Source organism: Pseudomonas sp. R25(2017) (genome assembly GCF_002112565.1).
Lineage (GTDB): Bacteria > Pseudomonadota > Gammaproteobacteria > Pseudomonadales > Pseudomonadaceae > Aquipseudomonas > Aquipseudomonas ekonensis.
On the sequence record NZ_NEHZ01000010.1, the window covers coordinates 88,741 to 109,550 of the forward strand.

Here is a 20,810-nt window from a genome sequence, read left to right on the forward strand (position 1 = left end):
ACGTGTGGCCATGGACACTGAAGTGATGACACTGTTGTGCGCGGCGGCTCTGGCCTTTTCGATCTTGAACTACGTGCTGCTCGATGGCACCGACCTGGGCGTCGGCGTGCTGCTGGGGTTGACCCGCCGAAGCGACCACCGACGGACGATGGCCGTCAGCATCCTGCCGATCTGGGACGCCAATGAAACCTGGCTGGTGCTCGGTGGCGGCGGGTTGCTGGCGCTGTTTCCGCTGGCCTACGCGATCCTGCTGCCGGCTCTGTATCTGCCGTTCATCCTGATGTTCCTGGCCTTGATCCTGCGCGCGGTGGCCCTGGAGTTCCGGGATCATGCGCCGAGCGAGCGGCTCAAGCGCGCGGTGGACGGCGTGCTGCTGGTCGGGTCGCTGTCGGCGAGCGTGGGGCAGGGCGTGGTGCTCGGCGCGCTGGTGCAGGGCGTGCCGCATCAGGGCGGGCAGTACAGCGGCAATGGCTGGGAATGGCTCGGGCCGTTTCCGTTGTTTTGCGGCCTGGTGCTGGCGTGCGGCTATACGTGGCTGGGGGCGTGCTGGCTGTACTGGCGCACTGTCGATGAACTGCAGCAGCGTTGCGCGCATCAAGCGCGCGTGCTGGCGCTGGTGACGGTCGGGCTGTTGGGGGGACTGGTGGCCTGGACGACCACGTTGCACGGGCAGTATGCCCAGCGTCTCGAATCGCCGCTGATCGCGCTGCCGGCGGCGTCGGTGCTCGCCGGTCTGCTGGTGGGCTTCGCCGCGGGCTTTCGCAGCCGGTTTCAAGGCATGCCGTTGTTCGCGGCGCTGGGTGTCTTTGTCCTCGCGTTCGGATTGATGCTCGTCGCGCTGTACCCGCTGATCATCCCGCCCGGGTTGACCCTGCAAGCGGCCACGTCGAGCACCGGGAGTCAGGCGTTCATGCTGGTGGGGTTCGCCGTGCTGGTGCCGGTCACCCTGATCTACAACACCTATGGTTTCCGGGTTTTCAGCGGAAAAATCCATGGGGCCTCGCCACGTTGAGCACGTTCGTCGAGTCGTTGACTTCACGCTCAACGTGAAAAATTGTACGTAAGAATTTTATATGTACAGCTTTTTCCAGTGCCTTTTAGCTTTCCGGCAGACTTTCTGAATTTTTCCACACGAGCCCTCTCACTTGTTATGAGCGCAGGGAGAACCTCAGGAGCCAGGCAAGGGGCTCAGTAACCCTGCACGCGCCTTATGGCGGCCGAACACCGCCCTGACGTAGAAAAGGGAGGCAAGCGATGAGCGAGGAAATCCTGCGGCCGAGCACCAGCCATGCGTGGGACGATGAGATTGCGCGCAACACCGAAATGTTTCGCGACGCGGATCTTCTGGAGGAGCAAGCCTACCGGATCATCGACGCCGGAATGGATGAGCCGCAAGTGTGGAGCCGCTTCTCCGAAGCCAAGGCCAGGGCCGATGCCAAGCGCACGGAAGCTTACCGGGACTGGATGCGCATCAAGCGGGCGATGATGAACAAACCGGATCACCGCTGACGCCAGGGGGGCGCTGGCGGGGTGCTGTCCCGGACCGCCAGCGTGAGCCGATCATCGGACGGTGCAGGTCAGCGATGAAGGTCTCGCGAACCCACTGGCTTGCGCTCCGCTGATCCGGAATGCGCAGTGCCGAGTGAACTCGCTGGGGCTGAGTCCTTCGGAATCTGAAGAGGCACTTCTTCAATTCCAACGCCAGAGGATTCCACCATGCGAGCAATGACGTACCACGGCGCTCATGACGTCAGAGTCGAAACAGTACCGGATCCGATCATCGAGGCACCGGATGACATCATCCTTCGGGTGACGGCCACTGCGATCTGCGGTTCGGATCTGCACCTGTACCGGGGCAAGATCCCGACCGTCGAACACGGCGATATCTTTGGGCATGAGTTCATGGGCATCGTGGAGGACACCGGCCCCGCCGTCACCGCCGTGCAGCGTGGGGATCGGGTGGTGATCCCGTTCGTGATTGCCTGCGGCGACTGTTTTTTCTGCCGGCAAACGCTCTACGCAGCGTGCGAGACGACCAACACCGGTGCAGGTGCGGCCATGAACAAAAAACGGATTCCGCCGCCGGCAGCGTTGTTCGGTTACAGCCGGATGTACGGTGGCATTCCCGGCGGGCAGGCGGAGCTGGTGCGGGTGCCGAAGGCCAACACCGGACCGTTCAAGGTGCCGGGAACCCTGACGGACGAGAAGGTCCTGTTCCTGTCCGACATACTTCCGACCGCGTGGCAGGCCGTGATCAATGCGGATCTGGGGCAGGGGGCGAGCGTTGCGATCCACGGGGCAGGACCGGTGGGATTGCTCAGCGCGGCCTGCGCACGGATGCTGGGCGTCGAACGCATTTTCATGGTCGATCACCATCAGTACCGACTGGACTACGCGCGACGCACCTACGGCGTTATCCCGATCAACTTCGATGACGACGATGACCCGGCGGATACGATCATCAGCCAGACGCCCGGCAACCGGGGTGTGGACGCCGCAATCGATGCAGTGGGGTTCGAGGCCAAGGGCAGCGCCACCGAAACCATGCTGGCCACGCTCAAGCTCGAAGGCAGCAGCGGCAAGGCGCTGCGGCAGTGCATCGCGGCGGTGCGTCGGGGCGGCGTGGTCAGCGTGCCGGGCGTGTATGCCGGGTTTATCCATGGTTTCCTGTTCGGCGACGCCTTCGACAAGGGCCTGACCTTCAAGATGGGCCAGACCCACGTGCAGCGCTATCTCCCCGAGTTGCTGGGGCATATCGAAACGGGCCGGCTGCAGCCGGACGCGATCATCAGCCACCGGCTCTCCCTCGAGCAGGCGGCGGAGGGCTACAGGATTTTCGACAAGAAACAGGAAGACTGCCGCAAAGTCATCCTGACGCCGGGCGCCGGCGATGTGCCGCCGGCCGTCTGATCAAGCAGACCCGTGGCGAAAACCCTCGCCACGGGACAACTCAGCGGGAGAAGGTCATGAAAACAATCTGTGTCTGGGTAGGTCTTTGCTCGGTTTTGCTCTTGCAGGGCTGTTTTGAAGGTTCGAACGATGCGCCGAACAAGGACGGCGACAAAAGCAAGGCTTCCTTGCAGATCCAGAAGGACAAGGCCGCCGAACAGGATCGGTGATTGATTTCGCGGATACGCGGGCGCAACTCAAGCGTACCTGCGAAGGTCAACCGGACAGCACTCTCTTCGGGAAACCGCCATGTCGATTGCCAAAGACACTGTCGATTATCTGCGTACGCATTCGCTGATCCTGACCACCGCCGAGTCCTGTACGGCCGGCATGATCGTGATGGTGTTGTCCGAAGTGCAGGGCAGCGGCGACCTCATCGAATGCGGTTACGTCGTGTACTCGCCCCAGGCCAAGCGACGCCTGCTGCATGTCCGCGCGGCAACCATCTCCCGGTTCAATCTGACCAGCGTCGAGGTCGCCCGCGAAATGGCCGTGGGGGCCTTGCGCGACAGCACGGCGAATGTGGCGGTGGCGACCACCGGCATTTTGGGGCCGGACGACGTCGACGGCATTCCCGCCGGTACGGTGTGTTTCGCCTGGGCCTTTCAGGCGGCGGACAGACAATGGGTCTTCAGCCGCGAGATGCACTTCTCGGGCAGCCGTTGCGAGGTGCAGGCCGCGGCCACGGAGTTCGCGCTGATGGGGGTGCGGCGATTTCACCGCTGTATGGCGCAAGACGACGAGGGGGCTGCTCATGAGTGACGACGGCGACCATCCGGATCTGCGTAGCCGGCAGGCGCCGATCCGTGAGGACATGGCCTATCAACTGAAGGTTTGGCGCTTCGAGCGCTGCGGCTGGTATGTCCTGGTGCTGTTGGTGCTGCTGGGCCTGGCGGGACTGTTTTCCCGAGGGATGATCAGCTCCCGGGAGGTGCGCTCGGCGGACGGCAATGTCCGGGTGGGGTACGAGATGTTCCATCGCAACGGCTCGACCAACTCGATGAAGATCAGCATGGCGGCGGCGCCGGAAGCAACCGTAGAGCTGGAGCTGACCGGTGACCTGCTCGAGGGTTTCAGCATCGAGACCCTGCAGCCGGAACCGGTACGCAGCCGCAGTTCGGCCAACGGTCTGCACCTTTGGTTGCAGGCGGATACGCAAGGGGAGCTCAGCCTTTACCTGACCCTGCGCGGTGACGGTCTGGGCTTGTTCCGCAGCCATATCACTACGCCGGGTTCCGACGGTGTGACGCTCGTCCAATTCATTTTTCCATAGGTGCCCCATGGACTCGGTCTTGCGTGCGGCGGCGATGTATGTGGCCCTGATGGTGCTGTTCAAGATTGCCGGCAGGCGTTCGCTGGCGGAGCTGACGACATTCGATTTCGTGTTGCTGATGATCATTGGTGAGGCCACTCAGCAGGCCTTGCTGGGGGACGATTTCTCTCTGACCAATGCGATGCTGGTGATCGTGACGCTGATCGCCATCGATGTGGGCTTTTCCCTGCTGAAACAGCGCTCGGCTCGGGTGTCACGGCTGATTGACGGCGAACCGACGATCATCGTCGAGCACGGCAAACTGTTGCACCGCCGCCTGCGGCACGCGCGGCTGGTGGAAGCGGACGTCATGGAAGCGGCCCGTTCCAGTCAGGGCATCGAGAGGATCGAACAGATCAAGTTTGCGATCATCGAGCGTAACGGCAAGATCTCCGTCATTCCTCAAGAGTCCGGCACGACATGAGCACGTTTTCCTTCGCCCGTTCATCTGTTCGGCCGCACTCGGCAAGCCTCGCGGCTTCGAACCTGTACGGCCCGGATTATCCGGGGCTTCATGGGTGAGGTGGTTATGTCTACCGATTCGAGTTTCGAAGACCAAGCGCAAGGTTCTGTTCCCTCCAAACCTGAACCCGGTACGGAGGAGCCGACACTGGATCCTGAGGATCCCGACAAGTACGACCCGTTGAAGAATCCACCGGATGATCGTCCGCAGGACTGGCGGGATCCGGCTGAAAGGGTCACGCCGGAAGCGGATGAGCCGACGCCGCTTTCGGATGACAGACGATAAGCGAAACCCGGCCTCTGGCCGGGTTCTTGTGTGCGCCATTCGTCCATTGCGCTGCACTTGCGGCGCCCCGTGGCTTCTCACCTCTATGCACGGAATTCCCGCGCCGCAGCCGGAGAGGCATGATGGACATTGACGAGAACGCACCAGGCAATCAATCGCAGCAGGCCGTTACCCGCACAACGGACAACGAGACCGGGCACGATCCGGGACGGAGTGAACCGCAACCGCCGTTGCCGCCGGATGACGAAGCTCCGGTCGACGAAGACATGGCCGACGTCGATGCCGCAAACGCGGTAGCGACAGAGCATCCCGAACCGGGAAGCACGGGCGCTCTCGGCGGCGCCGGCAAGCCTCACCGGAACCCCGAGCGCAGCGGCGACGTAGAGACACCCCGCGGCATGCCTGCCAGCGATCCTGAATCGGGTGCCTGAAGCCCAGGGGGAGGAGGGAACACCCTGCCGATCACCGATGAAAGGGGTGATCGGCATTTCAAGCCAATTGCACTGAGCCGTTCGCCTTTCACAACAAGGCCCTCGTCTATGCTTGACGGGTGTCAGAGATCCCGCAGTCGCCATTTCAGAACAAATAGGAATAAATGACTCGACCGAGTTTGCCTTCCACGCCATCCTCGTTGCGGTCAACAGCTTCCCCATAGGTCAGCTTGATCGAGGCGTTCCTGGAGAGCGTAAGACCGGCCGTCACCCCCAGTGATAAGGATCGCTGCGCATTGTCGTCATTCTCTCCGTCCGTGCGGGTTTCGCCGCCACGCCAGAACAGCATGTCCGCCGACATCCAGAATGGGCTGGCGAAGTTGTGGGTGATGTGAGCCTCACCACCGTACAACGGTGCTTGGGACTTGCGCCTGGCACCGTAGGGCGAATGATTGTCGCTGTAGAAAATCACGGCCGGAAGCAGTTCGAAGGTGGTCAGCGATGGATCCAGCCAGGAGTTGCCCAGCGCATAGGACATGGGTGCCCCCAACTGCCAAGCGTAGCGGTGGGTGCCCAAGTTGACGGCTTTGTTCGAGTCGTACTCACCGGTGGGCAAGAATACTTTGCCGAGAATGCCGAGGGAAAATCCCGGGCGATACTTCACGTACTCCTCGACGGACAATGCCGGCGACCCGATCAAGCCGAACGCCACCCCCAGTTGCGCATCGCCAAGACCCGAGCTGGACGTCGAAAGCGATTGCCTTGGCAACTCCACCGTCGCCTCGACCTCTCCGAACGGCAGCACACCGAAAACAGCGGTGGCATGCCCTGCAAGATCCACGACCTCGGTGTACTGCAGAACGCCGACATTGACATCGACTTCGCTGCCGCGGATGACCGACCCAGGCGCAGCCGACTGGTTACCGCGGGTGGCAATGCCGTGAACGGTCAGCATCTTCGTGCCGACAGGCGCCAATTGATAGGCACGAGCGCCGTCATCGGCGGCTTGTCCTTCACATGACATGCCCAGCAACAGGGAAAAAAAGACGCAATGTTTGTTTGGGTACAGAGACATGGAATGGTCCGGGCGACGGTTGTGCATCACTGGGCAGGTTGCGCTTCAGGAAACTTCCATTGCCCATCGAGGACTTCAGGGCGAGGCCGATACAGGCGCACGACGTAGTTCCAGCCGGCGGTGACGGGCAAGCAATTGGGCGTCGTGGCCTGGCATGCGCCGAACTGAATGGTGTAGGCGCCGTCCCTGTCGGGCTTGGCGGTGAGGTTGTTGAGCGAGTACGCGCCCAGCGCATTTTTTTCGAAGTAGCCATTGCGGTCGTAGACGCTCAATGACCAGAAACCGTCCACGGGGACATTCTTGACCGTCAGCTTGTAGGGCGTGCGGCCGTCATTGTGCTCCGGGAACACGCTGACGTATTTGGCCGCGTAATCCGGGTTGCCTCCCCAGCCCGCGGCCGTGCCCATCAGATGCGCGATCGGGTTGACCTCCTCGCGGGTGCCGAACATGTGCGGTCCGCCGCCGAACGAGGACAATGTCTCTAGGGTCTGGCGGACTTTTGTCTGTGAAGCCGCATCCCAGGCCACGGTTTCGTATCGGCCTTTGTTGGCCTGTTCGACACCAATGGCGTCTTGTAAGCGCTGAGCGGCCTTGACGTCGTCCGGCTGCCCTGCGTTGACCAGCGTGCGCACGACGATAAATACGTATCGGGTGCCAACCTTGTCCCGGTCATAGGTATGACGCCCTGGGGTATAGGTCACCTCGGTGGTGTAGTGATCCTGGGAAATCACCTGCAGTGACATGAAGCGCTTTGCGGCCTCGGGCAAGGTGATGCTGACGGGCCCTGCGTCCAGATCGAAAACCCCTGAGGTGTACAGGGTGTCGCGGTTCATCCTCACCACGGTCTGCTTTTCGATTGCGGTCGGTTCGCGTTCATGTATCAGGGCACCGAACCCGCCTTTCTCGACGGTTCTCTTAAAGTACAGATCGGTTTCTGCACGGATGAAGTTGAACGCGTCGACTCGCACGGCAGGACTGTCGTCCGCCGATACGGCCAGTGAACACAAGCAGAGCGCCATGCAGGTGAGGGCGCGGGGGGAGACAGGTTTGCGCATGGATCTTTCCTTGAGAGCGGAGGGGCGTTCTTATCGGATTGCGATGGTCGCAATTGCTCGATCCGGAGCATCGGCGCTGCCGGTGCCTGACCACCAATCCTCAACTGACAAAAAATGTACCGCCCGCAGGATCGCTTCCATCCGAGGTTCAATCCGTCGTACGGATAAAAGGCGCCGGCCTTGCCGGGAGGCAACGCCGGTCGTCTGCAAAGGGCAGAGCGATCAGCCGAGCCTGATCAGCGTCGGACCGTCCCAGCGCAGCTCCTTCATCAAGCCGCGTGGCTCGTAGGCCCTCACCATCAACCAGAAAAGATCGCCCTTCTTGACCGGCAACCAGTTGGCGCGCTTGTCCGCGCCCGGATCCTCGGCCTGGACATAAATATCCAGGCTGCCGTCGCTGCCGTATTTCAAACCGGCCGTGCGATCTCCGATGGCATAGCGGTGGATCGGGTTATCGATGACCGTGTATTTGGCGGTATAGGCGTGCAGCGACCAAAAGGCTTCGGCATCGGGTATCTGGTCGGCGGAAAAATGCAACGTGTAACGCACGTCACCGTTGAGCAGGGCGCCGGAGCCATCCTTCTGCAAGACGTGGTAAGGGTTTTCGGTCACGGGCAACGCCACTGTACCGGCCAAAGCCACTGAAGCCCGATACAGGTAGTCGTTGTCATGGAAGTAGCCCAGGGTCCGTTTGGGCAGCGTCCAGCCGTTGGCGGTATGCATTCCGGCCAGCGCCCGCGATGCCTGAATCACCGTCTGGCGTCCATCCTGCTCGGCGCGCTTGAGGCCTCTCTGGACTTCGGGGGAGAGGTGCTCGAAACCATGCTGCCCCTGGGCCAATGCAAGGCTGGCAAAACGGTTGACGAGGGTGGCGTCTTCCATGGGTGGTGGGCATTCCTGCCACATGTCCTGCAGGATCTTGAAATCGGCCAGCGGGTCTTCCGTCGGCAATGGCGGGCGAGGTAGCTCGGCTTCGACCCCGGGAACGGAGTCCGTGCCGGCCAGAAAGTCTGACAGCGGCGCGACGACGAAGCGCTGTTGAAAGTCGATGACCTTCAGACGGTCTTGTTCGTTCGCAAAGAAGATGCGCATGACATTGAACGTTTGCGGGATCTTCGCACGGACAACCAGATCGATATCGACAGGCAGCATGCCGTTCCAGTCAGGGCCGACCACCGCTACACGTCCGCCCTGGGGCAGGCTGCGCCGGCTCGGAAGACCGAAGGTCGACCCGAACAGATCGCAGAACTGAACGCTCCAGTAGCGATCGTCCATGCGGGGAATGGTGACGATGTAAGGCTGCGCGCGCAGGTCCAGCCATAGACTGGAATACAACGTATCCGTTTGCGGCGCACCGGCGATGTCCGGTGTCACGGGCACATTGCGGTGCAGCCATTGCCCCCAGGTCTGGCGAACCCGCATCATCGGGTCGCCATCCATCATGCGCGAATAGCGCAGGCGTGCGAAATAGATCAACGGATAGCCATAGACATAGGCTTGCATGCCCAGTTTGTAGGCTGCCTCTTCGTCCAGTGCCGCCGGGCTGGTCCAGAGCGGTCCGGCCGCGAGACCGGTCGACAGGCCGGTGGCCCCCAACACAGCCAGTGCCTTGAGCATGTCGCGTCTGCAGTACATCCCCGTGTGGGTGTCGGTCCAGTCATTCAGGCCCCAATGGCCCTCGGCTCGATTCGTGTTGTCCTGGGGGGCGCTGGCTGATTTATGCTTCATTTCTTTGATTCACCTGTTATTTTTGTTCTCGCATGAGGGGGATCCCCTGAGGCCGCGCAACGACGTGGCCCTGAAGAAACTTGCAGGCAACCGGTGAGCAGAGATGAATCCTTGGCTGACAAATAATTACCCCAATCACCGCGACCGCCTTTCGCTTTCGCCTTCGACGGTCATGGCGGGGATTCGCTTGTTGGAGTCGCGGGGAACATCGATGCAGGCGCTGCAGCAGCGCTGGAATTTCCCGTTGTCGGCATTGCGCCAACCGTATCTGCGGCTGCCGGCGTTTCTTTCGCGACACTTCTGGGAGTGCGCGCGAGCGTTGGACGATGACCCTGCCATTGGCGTGGCCGCCGCAAGGCCTGCGGACCTGGGCCAGTTGCTCGGCTTGAATTATCTGATGCAGCTGGCGCCTACACGCTTGGAGGCCCTGCACATGATGCAGCGCTTCTGGCCGCTGGTGGCCAGTCACCTCCAACTTCACTTCGATCAGCAACCCGGCACGCTGCGCTTCGAGTTGCAGGCCCCTGCAAAACTGCGACCGGCGGTGGAGGAGGTCGACTACTGGTGCGCCAGGCAGATCCATCATTTGCGCAGCTGGATATGCGCGCCGAACCCGATCATTGAGATCCACCTGCGGCGTCCGCCCCCCGTCGACGCTGGCCCTTGGCAGCGCCTGGCCGACAGGCCGGTGTATTTCGCCGCACCACGCGATGAAATGGTGCTGGACGTCGAGGCGCTGCAGTTCGAACGACCGGCAGGCCCGCTCAGCGTGCGCAAGGCCCTGGAAGAGTCCATGGATGACTACGCCTGCCAGACCGCCAAAGGCAGCTTGCTGGAAATGGCCAGCAGTGCCGTACTGCAGGAGCTGCGCACAGGCATCAATCTGGAAGACATGGCCGAACGGCTGCACATGACCGCTCGCACCCTGCACAGGGCATTGCTGCGCGATGGCTGGAGTTTCAGCGAGCTGATCGATATCCATCGACGCTACCTGGCCCATGACCTCTTGCTGGACAGCCCTCTGTCAATCGCCGAAGTCGCCGATCAACTGGGATACAGTGAAGTCAGCAGTTTCACCCGTGCGATTCGCCGCTGGTATGGCACCACACCCAGCGAGCTGCGTGACGGAAAGGGCGGGCAGGGTTAATTTTTTGTCGGTTGGCGCCTCACATGAATGCGCTCGCCGGTGCCAATCTTGGTGCTCGAGTATGGCAGTGAGTGTGTGATCGAGCGTCGCTGAGCAGCACCTGCCATTGACCTTGAACACCACTCTTATTGAGCGTCCCGTCGATCAGGCGGGACGCTTTTTTTTCGACCGCCAAACCCGTGCCCATGAGTTTCAGCCTTTCAGCCGATGTATCCCATACCACGCTGGCGACGGTGGCTCGCTGCATTGCCAGAGGACTGGAAGCCGAGTACGGCATCGACGCCAGCGCCGTGTTGCAGAGTGCCGGTTTCGCATCCGGCGCGCTGTCGACCGATGAGCAACGCATCCCTCTGCCCGATTTCAGCCAGCTGTGGGCGCTGTGCGTCAAACTCACCGCAGAGGAACAGTTCGGCCTGCGTATCGCCCGGCACATCGCGCCGGCGGATTTGTATGGCATCGATCTGGCGCTCTATGCGAGCGCAACGCTGGGTGAGGCGGTCCAGCGCTTCGCCCAGCTCCTCGTGCTGCTCACCACCGCCACCGAAGGCAGGGTGCAGCGCGATTGCAATGGTGACTGGGTGCTCAGTTATCACCTCAAAAGCGGTGGCGAACCCTCGGCGCCCGCCAGGGATTTTTTCATCTATGCGCAAATCCACCTGTTCGAGCGGCAGTGCCAAATGACGGCAAGGCGCTTCTTGCGTCGGATTGAACTGACCCGTGCGCACCCCGTCGACCCGACGCCATGGCAGGCCTTGGGCGTACCGATCCATTTTGGTCGCGGCCATGCTTCGATGGTTTTTCACGCCGACATCTGGGACAAGCCGATACTGGGGACGAACGCGAAATTGCTGGCGCAAGTCGAGCAGCCGATCCTGCGCCAACTTGCGCGACTGGGGGCACCTCTGCCGTTGAGTGCATTGCGCACTCGCTTGATTGATCGACTGGACCGGCCCTTGAGCCTGGAACAGTTCGCCGCCGATCTGGGTATCTCTCCACAGAGCCTGGAACAGTCGCTGGGACAACAGCACGTCACGTTCAGCCAGCTACTGGATCAAACACGCGAAGCGCAAACGCTGCATCTGCTGGCCATGCCGGGGTTGAGCCTGGCGCAGATTGCTTCGCGGGTCGGCTACAGCAAGGTAAGCAGCCTGATCAGGGCTTTTCGGCGCTGGAAAGCAATGACCCCTTTGGCTTACCGCAAGGCGCTGTTCAAACACTGACTTTTCGAACGGCCCGGGGCCGGCGCAGGCCCGGGCAGCTCACAGGACGCAGGCGGTCACTGATGCGCCCGTTGCCCAGCGACCAGATCCAGGCGCGGCTTGAGTGGGTCGGTCCCGACGACAGGGCCCTCATTAGTGAAATGCATCAGTCGATCGATCGCCGGATCGTGCCGGGGCCATTGCAGCCTGCCTGCACCATTGGGGTCGCCGCTTTTGCCGAATGCCGTCCAGTAGGCACTGGCAAGACGGCCCATGGCCTTGTCGTCGGCAGTGACGCCCTTGCCGACCAACGCAGCCGGCAAGTCAAAGGTGTAAGGAATCTCCAGGGCATGCAACGTACCCTTTTGTTTGCCGCGCAGGACTTCGGCGACATAGCCGAAGCGATACAACCAGACCGGTTGCCCTGACCTGGCCACTTCGTCCGCCAAGTGCCTGGCGGGTTCAATCAGCGTCTCGTCGGCCAGGACATCGCTCTTCAGTTCCTCCAGCGCTTGTTCACCGCTCGGGTCGTACAGCCGCCTGGCTTCATCGGAAGCCTCACCGAAACGCGCGAACAGTTCGTCCTTGCTCTTGGCATCGCCGATCCCCAGGTCTCGACTGTTGGCGCCGACCAGTACAGGCATCTTGGCCTGATGCCCCGCAGCCAGTGCTTGTTCCGGCGACTCGATGATCATGCGTCCATCGAGGATGGCGCCAGCGACGCCGCTGACGGGGACACCACGGGAAAGCCCGGCCATCACTTCAGACGCCGAGGTGCCTTGCACCAGTTTTTCTGCGGGCAGTTTGCGCAGCGCCGCCAGCGCTTGCGCACCGTCGCCGTGGATGCCTTGCGAGCGGGCGTAGTCCAGCGCGCGCTGCCTGGCCTGTTCAAGTGAGGTCAACGGCAGGGCCGTCATGCTGGCGGTCGGAATGCCGGGCGATTGCAGAATGGCGCGCTGAAACAGCCCTTTGGACAAAGGGGAGGTGAGATGCACCAGAACCGAACCACCCCCGGCCGACTCGCCGAAAAGCGTCACTTGCCCGGGGTCGCCGCCGAATGCGGCAATGTTGCGCTGCACCCATTGAAGCGCTGCCTGCTGATCGAGGAAGCCATAGTTGCCGTGCACTTCATCCGGCGCGTCCTTTTCTTGAGCGGGGTGCGCAAAGAACCCCAGGCGTCCCATGCGGTAATTCATGCTGACGACAATAACGCCCTGCGCGGCCAAGGCATCCGCCGGGTAGAGGGATGTCGCGCCATGAACCAGTACGCCGCCGTAGATCCATACCATCACCGGCAGTGGTTGGGTGCTGGCGGCGGCCGGTCGCCAGATGTTCAGGGTCAGGCAATCTTCCGACATGGCCACCTTGTCGACTTGCATGCACTCTGGACCGAAAGCGTCTGCGCTTCTCACGCCGTCCCACGCCTTGGGCGGTTGCGGCGCCCGCCAGCGCAATTCACCGATGGGGGGCGTGGCATAGGGAATGCCCTTGAAGCTGAGTACCTCTTGTTTGGCGACACCTTGCAGCAACCCGGTATCGACGCGCACCTGTTCAGGAAACGGTGGCTTGCCGGTTGCCGCCGTTGCCAGCAGGGGCAGCCAACTGCCCAGCAGCACCGGTGCGACCCAGAATGGAACTTTCATTTCCCTGTCTCCCTTGATTCAACCCGTTACTCAACTGCAGGTAGCGCAGTCGGCATCACGCATGCCTGGACGATAACGATCGAAATTCTGTAGGGCCTCAGACGCATACGCATGTCTTCAACTGACAAAAAGAATACTGAGAGCCGAATCGGCTGCCGTTAACCGATCTGTTTTCGGTAACTGAGCGGGGTGATGCCTTTCCACCGTCGAAACGCCCGGATCAAGCTGCTTTTGGAGCTGAAACCCACACGACTGGCGACCTGGTCCAGCGTCAGGTCGGGCAAGGCCAGAAGGTTGAGCGTCTGCGTCTCTCGGGTTTGATCAAGCAGTTTTGCAAAGGTGGTCTTTTGCTGGGCCAGGGAAAGGTTCACGCATTCGAAGGGCAGCGTCAGCGCGTCGGCCAGATGTTGCGGGCTGACTTCCTGCCCGAGTATTTCGGCCAGGCCTGCCCGCAATGCGCTGAGCGGTACAGGTGCACCAAGCCGGGCAAGGTGCTGCAGAATCGGCTGTTCAACTCGAACCAGCCAGTGCGCGTTGGCACCTGGCAGGGCTTTATCCCATGCCTCACGCTTGAAGACCAACGTTGAGCAAGATTGCCCGAACAGCACCTCAACGCCCAACTTCAGCCAGGGTATCGGGTCGGCCGGCCGGGAGCGGGGGAGTTCCAGTCTGCGCAGAAAGTCCGGGGCCTTTGAGGAGCATTGGCGTTCAAACATCTTCACGTTGTGATAGTTGAAACAATCCCGTGCTGCATCGGCCGGCACTCGCACACCGGTGAGGCGGGTTTCCATCCGCCAGTCCCCCCTGTCGTCCTGCGACAGGTGTAGTCGGGTGACAGTGGTGATCAATGGAAGGAAGAGCACGAAACGTCGCACGGCGTCGCCGAGCGTGGCGCTGGTATAGAGCGCCAGATCAATGCCGTACAGATCGGAGGGGGCAAGGCGCCTGGCAATCCGAATGCCGACGTTCGGGTCGCCGCTGAGTTCGGTTGCGCGCAGCCACAAGGGTGTGATGTCGGTCAGATCCATGCGCAGTTCGTTATCCTGCAGGATGGCCGGGTCGAGTCCCAGATCGATCAGTACGGGCAACGGATCGATGCCGTAGTCCGTCTCCAGGGTTTTGGTAATGGCGCGTGCGACCGACGCCAGGGTGGTTCTGGCACCTGGAGTCGGGGGTGGCGGGGTGGTCTCCATCACTGCGTCTACTGCCAGGGGAAAAAGGATCTCCAGCATGACGCGCCGCGCCTGTACGCGCAATCGGCAGGGGCTGCGGCCCGATTTCGGGCCGGCACCGGCTGCATGCACGGATCAGCCCCACAGCAATGTCCCGGTATGCCGAGAGCGCCATCCCACTCCGGGGAAACTATTTGTCAGCCAATGACTCATGCCTGCGCGTTGTTTGCTCGCATGGTTACAGCGGGGCATTCGCTTTTTGCGTTATTAGGACTATCGCCAGCACCTGCAAGTGACTGGCGGACGCTTGAGTGCCTCATCGCCAATAAAAAAATAACAGGTGAGTCAACACATGAAGCAAGTCTCAATCACCCGCAGAGCCCGCCGTCAAACATCGCTTCCTTATCCGCACCTGCTTGCATTGGGCGTTGCCATCGGCAGCCAGTCTGTCAATGCAACAACCTGGCAGGTCAACGATGATTGGGGGCTGACCACTAACACCACACTCAGTCTGGGCACCAGTTGGGCGCTGAAAAATGCCGACAAGTTCCAGATGACGGCCGCGGATGCAGCCACTATCGGGAAAACCGGCACCGGCGTTAACTACAACGCCGATAACGGCAAGCTCAACTTCAGCAAGGGCGACACCCTCTCGACGGTGTTCAAAGGGTTGACCGACTTCGATCTGAACGATGGTTCGCAGGGCGCCTTCGTTCGTTTCAAATACTGGTATGACCATGCCCTGGAGACAGGCAACGGTGACTACGAGAAATTCAATGATTCCGGCTGGCAGGACCTCGCCCGATTCAAAGGATTCGAAGTACTGGATGCTTATGTCTGGAAGGACTTCAACATTGCCGACCATTCGTTGAACGTCAAATTCGGCAATCAAGTGCTGAGTTGGGGCGAGGCATTGTTCATTCAGAACGGTGTCAACGCGATCAACCCCCTCGACGTCTCGGCCTTCAACCGGCCGGGGGTGGAGCTCAAGGAAGGGCAGTTGCCCGTCGAGATGATCAGCTTCAACTTTGACTTGAGCGACTCGGTCAGCCTGGAAGGGTTCTGGCAGTACAACTTCCGTCCTTCGGTATTCGATGGTTGCGGCACCTTTTTCAGTATTGCCGACAACCTGCAGGAAGGCTGCCAGAACAACTACATGATCGCCGGCGGCACCGGCACCACGGCCCAATCCCTGCAGGACTTCAATCCCGCAGCGGGTGCCGCCAACGCGCAGCGTGAACGCTATCTGCGACGCACGTCCACGGACTACCCCAGTGATACCGGCCAGTACGGCCTTGCCATGCACTACACCATCGAGTCGTTGCATGATGCCGATCTGGGGCTGTACTACATCAACTACCACAGCAGGACTCCACAGCTTCAGGGCGTCATTGCCCGCCAGGCGCCGGCGGGGGCCAACGTCAACATCAATACCGGCGACTACTCAAACGTCTACCCCGAGGACATCCGTCTCTTCGGCGCCAGCCTGAGCGGCATCATCGGCACCACCGCCACCTTCGGTGAACTGAGCTATCGGCCCAACATGCCGCTGGCCTACAACGGCGCGGATTTCGTCGGACTGCTGGCGGGTTCGAACACCACGCCGATCCTGCCGTTGACGCCTGCGCAACTGGCGGCGGCCCGAGGTTCCGAAGTCGACGGTTATGCGCGCAAACCGCTTTGGCAGTTCAGCCTTGGCGCGGTCGACACCCTTTCCAACGTCATGGGGGCCAACCGCCTTTCACTGGCGGGAGAGGTGGGGTTCAACTGGATCGATGACATGGATGGGGAGCGTTTCGGTCGCGCCGGCGGCTACGGACGTACCTTGCCCACCACCGGTGTCGCCACTTCCTGCGTCGGTGCCGGCGCTGGCGGTCTGAACGCCGCGCAAGTCGCGCAGATGAATGCCGACTACTGCAACACCGATGGCATCTATACCAACTTCTCTTGGGGGTATCGCCTGCGCGCAGGTCTTTCCTATGAGGAGTTTCTGCCGGCAACGGTCATCACCCCCGCCATCAACTGGCGACATGACGTCGAGGGCTATGGCCCCAATTTCCAGGAAGGTCAACAAGCCGTGGGTCTGACATTGACCTTCGACTACCGCAACGATTACTCGCTGGAATTTGCCTACAACGAATTCCTTGGAAACAACAAATTCTCCACCATCGATGACCGCGATTTCGCCTCGGTGAATCTCAAGGTGAGCTTCTAATGAAAAACATCACACAGAAATTGCCGCTCGTTCTGGCCTTGATGGCCGCCTGCGCCATTGTCCAAGCCAAACAGAACGACCCTGGGTTGATCGGTGCGAAACTGACACCCATGGGGTCGGAGAAAGCAGGGAATAGCGATGGCAGCATTCCGGCCTGGACGGGGGGCATCGCCGCCAACGCGGCTCCCGTCAGCGCGAACGGCGACTATGCCGATCCGTTCGCTGCGGAGAAACCGCTCTATACCGTGACCAAGGATAATGTCGGTCAATACAAGAGTGTCCTGACGCCGGGCCAGGTGGCCATGTTCACGCGGTTCCCCGACTATCGCATGCCGGTGTATCCGACCCATCGTACCGCCACGATTCCCAAGACCGATCAGGATGAAGCGAAGGCTAACCTGGGTAAGGTCGAGTTGGCCGACAGCGGGTACGGCCTGAAAAACTACAATTTCGGGATTCCCTTTGCAGAGCCCACTGAACCTTTGGAAGTGCTCTGGAACCATTTGACCCGTTATCGCGGTGGCTCTTTCGTTCGAGAGATCGCGTCGGCCACCGTTCAGGACCAAGGACAATCCACCGTTGTGACCTACAACCAGGTGGCTGCATTCCGCGACCGGATCAAGGATCTCGATCCCCAAGATAACCTGCTCTATTTCTATCGCGCGCAGACCTTGACGCCTTCGCGCTACGCAGGCGAAGTGACCCTGATTCACGAACCGATGAACCAGGTCACAGAGGCGCGTTCGGCCTGGCAGTACCTGCCGGGGCAACGCCGCGTACGCCGCGCGCCCACCGTCTCCTATGACAGCAGCGCGCGCTACAGCTTTGGCCAGATCACCAGCGACGGGACCGACGGCTTCAACGGAGCACCGGACCGGTACGACTGGAAGCTGATCGGAAAGCAGGAGTTGCTGGTGGGGTACAACGCCTACAAGTTGAACAGCAAATCCCTGAAGTACGCCGATCTGCTCAAGCCCGGGCATCTGAGTGCGGATCCGCTGCGTTATGAGAAACACCGCGTATGGGTCATCGAGGCAACACTCAAACCCGATGCGCGCCATGTCTACGGCAAACGCCGCTTCTACATCGACGAAGACTCGTGGCAGATCCTGGCTTCGGACATGTATGACACCCGCGGCGAGTTGTGGCGCCTGTTCGAAGCGCACTACGCGATGTTGTACGACGTACAGGTCCCGACCACTGTTGCCGAAACCACTTACGACCTGATTTCGGGGCGCTACGGGGTTTCCCAGATGACCAACGAGGTCAATCAGAAGGTCGCCTACGGTGCGCCGATGGTCAAAGCCGATTTCACGCCTGCGGAAATCCGGCGCCTGGGTAAATGAGTCGGCGCGAGCCCACCTGAGTGGGTTCGCCCATCTGTTGCTGGCATAGGGCGCGCGGGGCCGGTTTCCATGGATCAATTCCCGGAACTCCGAACCCGTGCTTCGATGCACGGCACCCACGACTTCGTGATCAAAGCCATGCAAGACGGTGCTGGGCCTATGTGCTCAGGGCGCTGTCGACATTCTGAAATGGAGTCTTATGCAATGAGAGCGATGTTACTCAATGGACTATTGTGGGCGGCAACTGTAGGCCTGACGGGTTGCGCAGGTTCGCAAGTGGACCCTGGCCAATACTCGGGATTTCTGCGGGATTACAGTCATCTGCAACCTGGCGATAGCGCGTCGGGCAAGCCCGTGATGCGCTGGGTCGATGCCCAGGCAGACTTTTCGACCTACACCCGGATCTACATTGAACCCAGCCAGCTTTATCCCGCGCCCATAACCACCGCTGTCATTTCCGGCCAGACACTGCAATCGATCACTCAGTATTTCGATGAAGCCCTCAAGCGCGAGTTCGGCAAAAAACTGAAGCTGGTCAACGCTCCGGGGCCCGACACCATCGTTATGCGTCCGGCCATCACCGCCGTGTCAACACATAACGAAGGCCTGAAGCCTTATGAGTTCCTGCCGCTGTGGTTTCTCGCCGCCACCGTGAACACCGCCGCCGGGGGGCGTGATCAGACAGTGGAAATCGCTACGGAGGCTTAGTTTCTCGACGGGAACAGCCACAGACTGCTGGCACAGGTGGTACGCAAAAGTACCGCGCACGAACTCGAGAATGACAAGCAGCGGCTAACCGTCAATGACGTCAAGTCAGCCATCGATGGGTGGGCCGGCGACATGCGTCAGGGTTACGAAAAGCTCAGGAGCGCAAGCCGCTAAGCGCGTTTGCGCTCGGATGGTCATTCGCCGTCCGCATTTTCTTATGAGCAATCCAATGAAAGAACGGGAGCCCTTGATCAGGCGAACTCCCTCTGCCCATCAAGCACAAGAGGATGTTTCTGTGCCATTTCGTTTTTATTTGAGCTCGCTCGCCATCGCTTTGAGCACTTGCTCTGTGCAGGCCGCAGACCCAGATGTCACTCAACAGATCAATGCGCTGGTCTCCCAGGACGAGCCGCATCTGATCGAAGTGTTCAAACACCTGCACCAGAATCCGGAACTCGCTTTTCAGGAGAAAGAAACCTCGGCGTTGGTGGCCAATGAGTTCAAGGCACGAGGTTTTGAAGTCAAGAGCGGCATCGGCAAGACCGGTGTGGTGGGCATTTTTCGCAATGGGCCAGGGCCTGTGGTGATGTATCGGGCCGACATGGATGCACTGCCTGTGAAAGAAACAACGGGGCTGCCTTACCAAAGCACCAAAAGCGCAAATTGGCTTGGGGATCCCAACCAGCCGGTGATGCACGCCTGTGGTCATGATGCCCATACCACCTGGCTGTTGGAGGTGGCGAAAGTCATGACCCAGCTCAAGGATCATTGGTCCGGAACCCTCGTGCTGGTGGCTGAACCTGCCGAGGAGATCATCGAAGGGGCCAACGCCATGGTGCAGAACGGCCTCTACGACTTCGCTCCCAAACCCGACGTCCTGCTGGCGGCCCATGTGTTCCCGGTTTATCCGGCTGGCAGTGTCGCGGTCCGTGAGGGCAAGCGACTGGCGGGCACCGATCAGCTCGACGTTGTGTTGCCTGGGGTGGGCGGGCATGGTTCGGCGCCGCACACGGCAAAAGACCCCGTCGTAATGGGGGCCATGGCGGTGATGGGTTATCAGACCATCGTCAGTCGCATGGTCAATCAGGCCGAGCCGGCCGTGTTGACGGTGGGCGCCTTTCAGGCGGGAACCAGCAACAACATCATTCCCGACAGCGCTTCACTCAAGCTCAATTTGCGTTGGTACGACGAGCGTGTCCGCGAGCGGATGATCACGGGTATCAAGTCGGTCAACACCGGTGTGTTGGACATGAACGATATGCCCGCCGAACGCAAGCCTGTGTACACCATGAAGGGGCACTCCACGCCGTTGGTCAACGACGCGGGGGCGACCGTCACTGTCCGTGCCGCCTTGGTGCGCCAACTGGGTGCCGACAAGGTATTGAACGGCTTGCCGCCTGCAATGGGGTCGGAAGACTTTCACATGCTCGCCACACCTTTTCCCGACACCAAAATCATGTTTGTCGAGGTGGGGGGAGGGCTCCCCGATGCCTATGCCAACCTGATCGAGAAAGGACTGGCGCCGGCCATGAACCACAGCCCGAAGTTCGTCGTCGAGCTACCGGCGATTGCAGCGGGTGCGCGGGCCATGAGCGCGACACTGTTGGCGTTTTTCGCCAAACCGCAATAGCCGCACGTTGTGTTGCCCGACTCTGGCTCTTTACCTGGTGAGGATCGCCAGGTTGGAGTCGGGTAAGTCTTCTACGCCATCTCAAATGCCTTTAGAGCATTTCGCAATGCAGTTGAGCGCAGGTCAGGCGCTCAGGGCTGCCGGGGACTCAACCCTCTGTGCAGCTATCGCCATTGCGGGCATGTAAATCCAGATTCAGGAATATAGAAATGAAATTAGCCAACACATCGAGAGCGATCCAATACGTGCTGGTTGCGATAGTGGCGACATTTTCAGGCCTGCTTTACACCTTCGTGACGCTCAAACAAGCCGCCCATGATGCACGCGAGGTCAGCGAGAGGCGTTATCAGTCCTACTTGCTGGCGGATGAACTTCGCCAAAGCTCCGACGATTTGACCCGCCTGGGGCGGACTTATGTAGTGACGGCCAACCCGGAGTACGAGCGCGAGTAC

18 protein-coding genes and 2 pseudogenes are annotated in these 20,810 nt (G+C 60.7%); 15 read left to right on the forward strand and 5 right to left on the reverse strand.

Translation table 11 applies throughout. The annotated features are described in order from the left end of the window. Window positions 1-10: 10 nt before the first annotated feature. The 9 genes and pseudogenes from cydB to CAG31_RS28710 form a co-directional block, all read left to right on the forward strand. Window positions 11-1,012, forward strand: a complete 1,002-nt coding sequence (gene cydB / locus CAG31_RS14915) for a cytochrome d ubiquinol oxidase subunit II (RefSeq protein ID WP_085582372.1) — start codon at window positions 11-13, stop codon at window positions 1,010-1,012. A 242-nt stretch (window positions 1,013-1,254) separates the two neighbouring features. After that, window positions 1,255-1,509: a hypothetical protein gene (locus CAG31_RS14920; RefSeq protein WP_085582374.1), complete on the forward strand. Its 255-nt coding sequence runs from the start codon at window positions 1,255-1,257 to the stop codon at window positions 1,507-1,509. A gap of 207 nt (window positions 1,510-1,716) precedes the next feature. Continuing rightward, window positions 1,717-2,910: a zinc-dependent alcohol dehydrogenase gene (locus tag CAG31_RS14925; protein WP_085582376.1), complete on the forward strand. Its 1,194-nt coding sequence runs from the start codon at window positions 1,717-1,719 to the stop codon at window positions 2,908-2,910. 56 nt (window positions 2,911-2,966) lie between these two features. Then, window positions 2,967-3,119: a hypothetical protein gene (locus CAG31_RS28440; RefSeq protein ID WP_170930031.1), complete on the forward strand. Its 153-nt coding sequence runs from the start codon at window positions 2,967-2,969 to the stop codon at window positions 3,117-3,119. A 79-nt stretch (window positions 3,120-3,198) separates the two neighbouring features. Continuing rightward, window positions 3,199-3,711, forward strand: a complete 513-nt coding sequence (locus CAG31_RS14930) for a CinA family protein (protein WP_085582378.1) — start codon at window positions 3,199-3,201, stop codon at window positions 3,709-3,711. After that, window positions 3,704-4,222, forward strand: a complete 519-nt coding sequence (locus tag CAG31_RS14935; RefSeq protein ID WP_085582380.1) for a hypothetical protein — start codon at window positions 3,704-3,706, stop codon at window positions 4,220-4,222. Before CAG31_RS14930 ends, CAG31_RS14935 begins: the two co-directional genes overlap by 8 nt. A 7-nt stretch (window positions 4,223-4,229) precedes the next feature. Then, a complete protein-coding gene (locus CAG31_RS14940) occupies window positions 4,230-4,685 on the forward strand; it encodes a DUF421 domain-containing protein (protein ID WP_085582382.1) in 456 nt (151 codons plus the stop codon). Between the two features lie 105 nt (window positions 4,686-4,790). Next, window positions 4,791-5,009, forward strand: coding sequence for a hypothetical protein (locus CAG31_RS14945; protein ID WP_085582582.1), 219 nt, complete (start codon window positions 4,791-4,793; stop codon window positions 5,007-5,009). A gap of 122 nt (window positions 5,010-5,131) precedes the next feature. Further along, window positions 5,132-5,323, forward strand: a pseudogene (locus CAG31_RS28710) (hypothetical protein); the annotation flags it as partial. A gap of 262 nt (window positions 5,324-5,585) precedes the next feature. Here CAG31_RS28710 and CAG31_RS14955 read toward each other — a convergent pair. The 3 genes from CAG31_RS14955 to CAG31_RS14965 all read right to left on the reverse strand — a co-directional run bounded on the left by CAG31_RS14955 (window position 5,586) and on the right by CAG31_RS14965 (window position 9,298). After that, on the reverse strand, window positions 5,586-6,515 hold the full coding sequence (locus tag CAG31_RS14955) for a transporter (protein ID WP_170930030.1): 930 nt from the start codon (window positions 6,513-6,515) through the stop codon (window positions 5,586-5,588). Between the two features lie 26 nt (window positions 6,516-6,541). After that, window positions 6,542-7,570 carry a DUF1254 domain-containing protein gene (locus CAG31_RS14960; RefSeq protein WP_085582386.1) on the reverse strand — a complete coding sequence of 343 codons (1,029 nt, stop codon included), beginning with the start codon at window positions 7,568-7,570 and terminating at the stop codon, window positions 6,542-6,544. A gap of 222 nt (window positions 7,571-7,792) precedes the next feature. Then, window positions 7,793-9,298: a DUF1254 domain-containing protein gene (locus tag CAG31_RS14965; protein WP_085582388.1), complete on the reverse strand. Its 1,506-nt coding sequence runs from the start codon at window positions 9,296-9,298 to the stop codon at window positions 7,793-7,795. A gap of 103 nt (window positions 9,299-9,401) precedes the next feature. Here CAG31_RS14965 and CAG31_RS14970 point away from each other — a divergent pair, with 103 nt between their 5' ends. Beyond that, window positions 9,402-10,445 (forward strand): AraC family transcriptional regulator, encoded by a 1,044-nt coding sequence (locus CAG31_RS14970; protein ID WP_170930296.1) that lies wholly within the window; start codon window positions 9,402-9,404, stop codon window positions 10,443-10,445. A 185-nt stretch (window positions 10,446-10,630) separates the two neighbouring features. Beyond that, window positions 10,631-11,665 carry an AraC family transcriptional regulator gene (locus CAG31_RS14975; RefSeq protein ID WP_139831376.1) on the forward strand — a complete coding sequence of 345 codons (1,035 nt, stop codon included), beginning with the start codon at window positions 10,631-10,633 and terminating at the stop codon, window positions 11,663-11,665. Between the two features lie 56 nt (window positions 11,666-11,721). On the opposite strand, the gene CAG31_RS14980 is transcribed toward CAG31_RS14975, so the two are convergent. After that, on the reverse strand, window positions 11,722-13,287 hold the full coding sequence (locus CAG31_RS14980) for a carboxylesterase/lipase family protein (RefSeq protein WP_085582394.1): 1,566 nt from the start codon (window positions 13,285-13,287) through the stop codon (window positions 11,722-11,724). A gap of 158 nt (window positions 13,288-13,445) precedes the next feature. Then, window positions 13,446-14,519, reverse strand: a complete 1,074-nt coding sequence (locus CAG31_RS14985; protein WP_176243879.1) for an AraC family transcriptional regulator — start codon at window positions 14,517-14,519, stop codon at window positions 13,446-13,448. 292 nt (window positions 14,520-14,811) lie between these two features. On the opposite strand from CAG31_RS14985, the gene CAG31_RS14990 reads away from it, so the two are divergent. The 4 genes and pseudogenes from CAG31_RS14990 (at window position 14,812) to CAG31_RS15005 (ending at window position 20,358) form a co-directional block, all read left to right on the forward strand. Further along, window positions 14,812-16,674 (forward strand): DUF1302 domain-containing protein, encoded by a 1,863-nt coding sequence (locus tag CAG31_RS14990; RefSeq protein WP_085582396.1) that lies wholly within the window; start codon window positions 14,812-14,814, stop codon window positions 16,672-16,674. Continuing rightward, the gene (locus CAG31_RS14995; RefSeq protein ID WP_085582398.1) at window positions 16,674-18,020 is read left to right on the forward strand and encodes a DUF1329 domain-containing protein; all 1,347 of its coding nucleotides are present in this window, start codon (window positions 16,674-16,676) and stop codon (window positions 18,018-18,020) included. Before CAG31_RS14990 ends, CAG31_RS14995 begins: the two co-directional genes overlap by 1 nt. Before the next feature lie 204 nt (window positions 18,021-18,224). Continuing rightward, window positions 18,225-18,902 (forward strand): annotated as a pseudogene (locus CAG31_RS15000) (DUF3313 domain-containing protein). A 121-nt stretch (window positions 18,903-19,023) separates the two neighbouring features. After that, the gene (locus CAG31_RS15005; protein ID WP_218189830.1) at window positions 19,024-20,358 is read left to right on the forward strand and encodes an amidohydrolase; all 1,335 of its coding nucleotides are present in this window, start codon (window positions 19,024-19,026) and stop codon (window positions 20,356-20,358) included. Window positions 20,359-20,810: the final 452 nt, after the last annotated feature.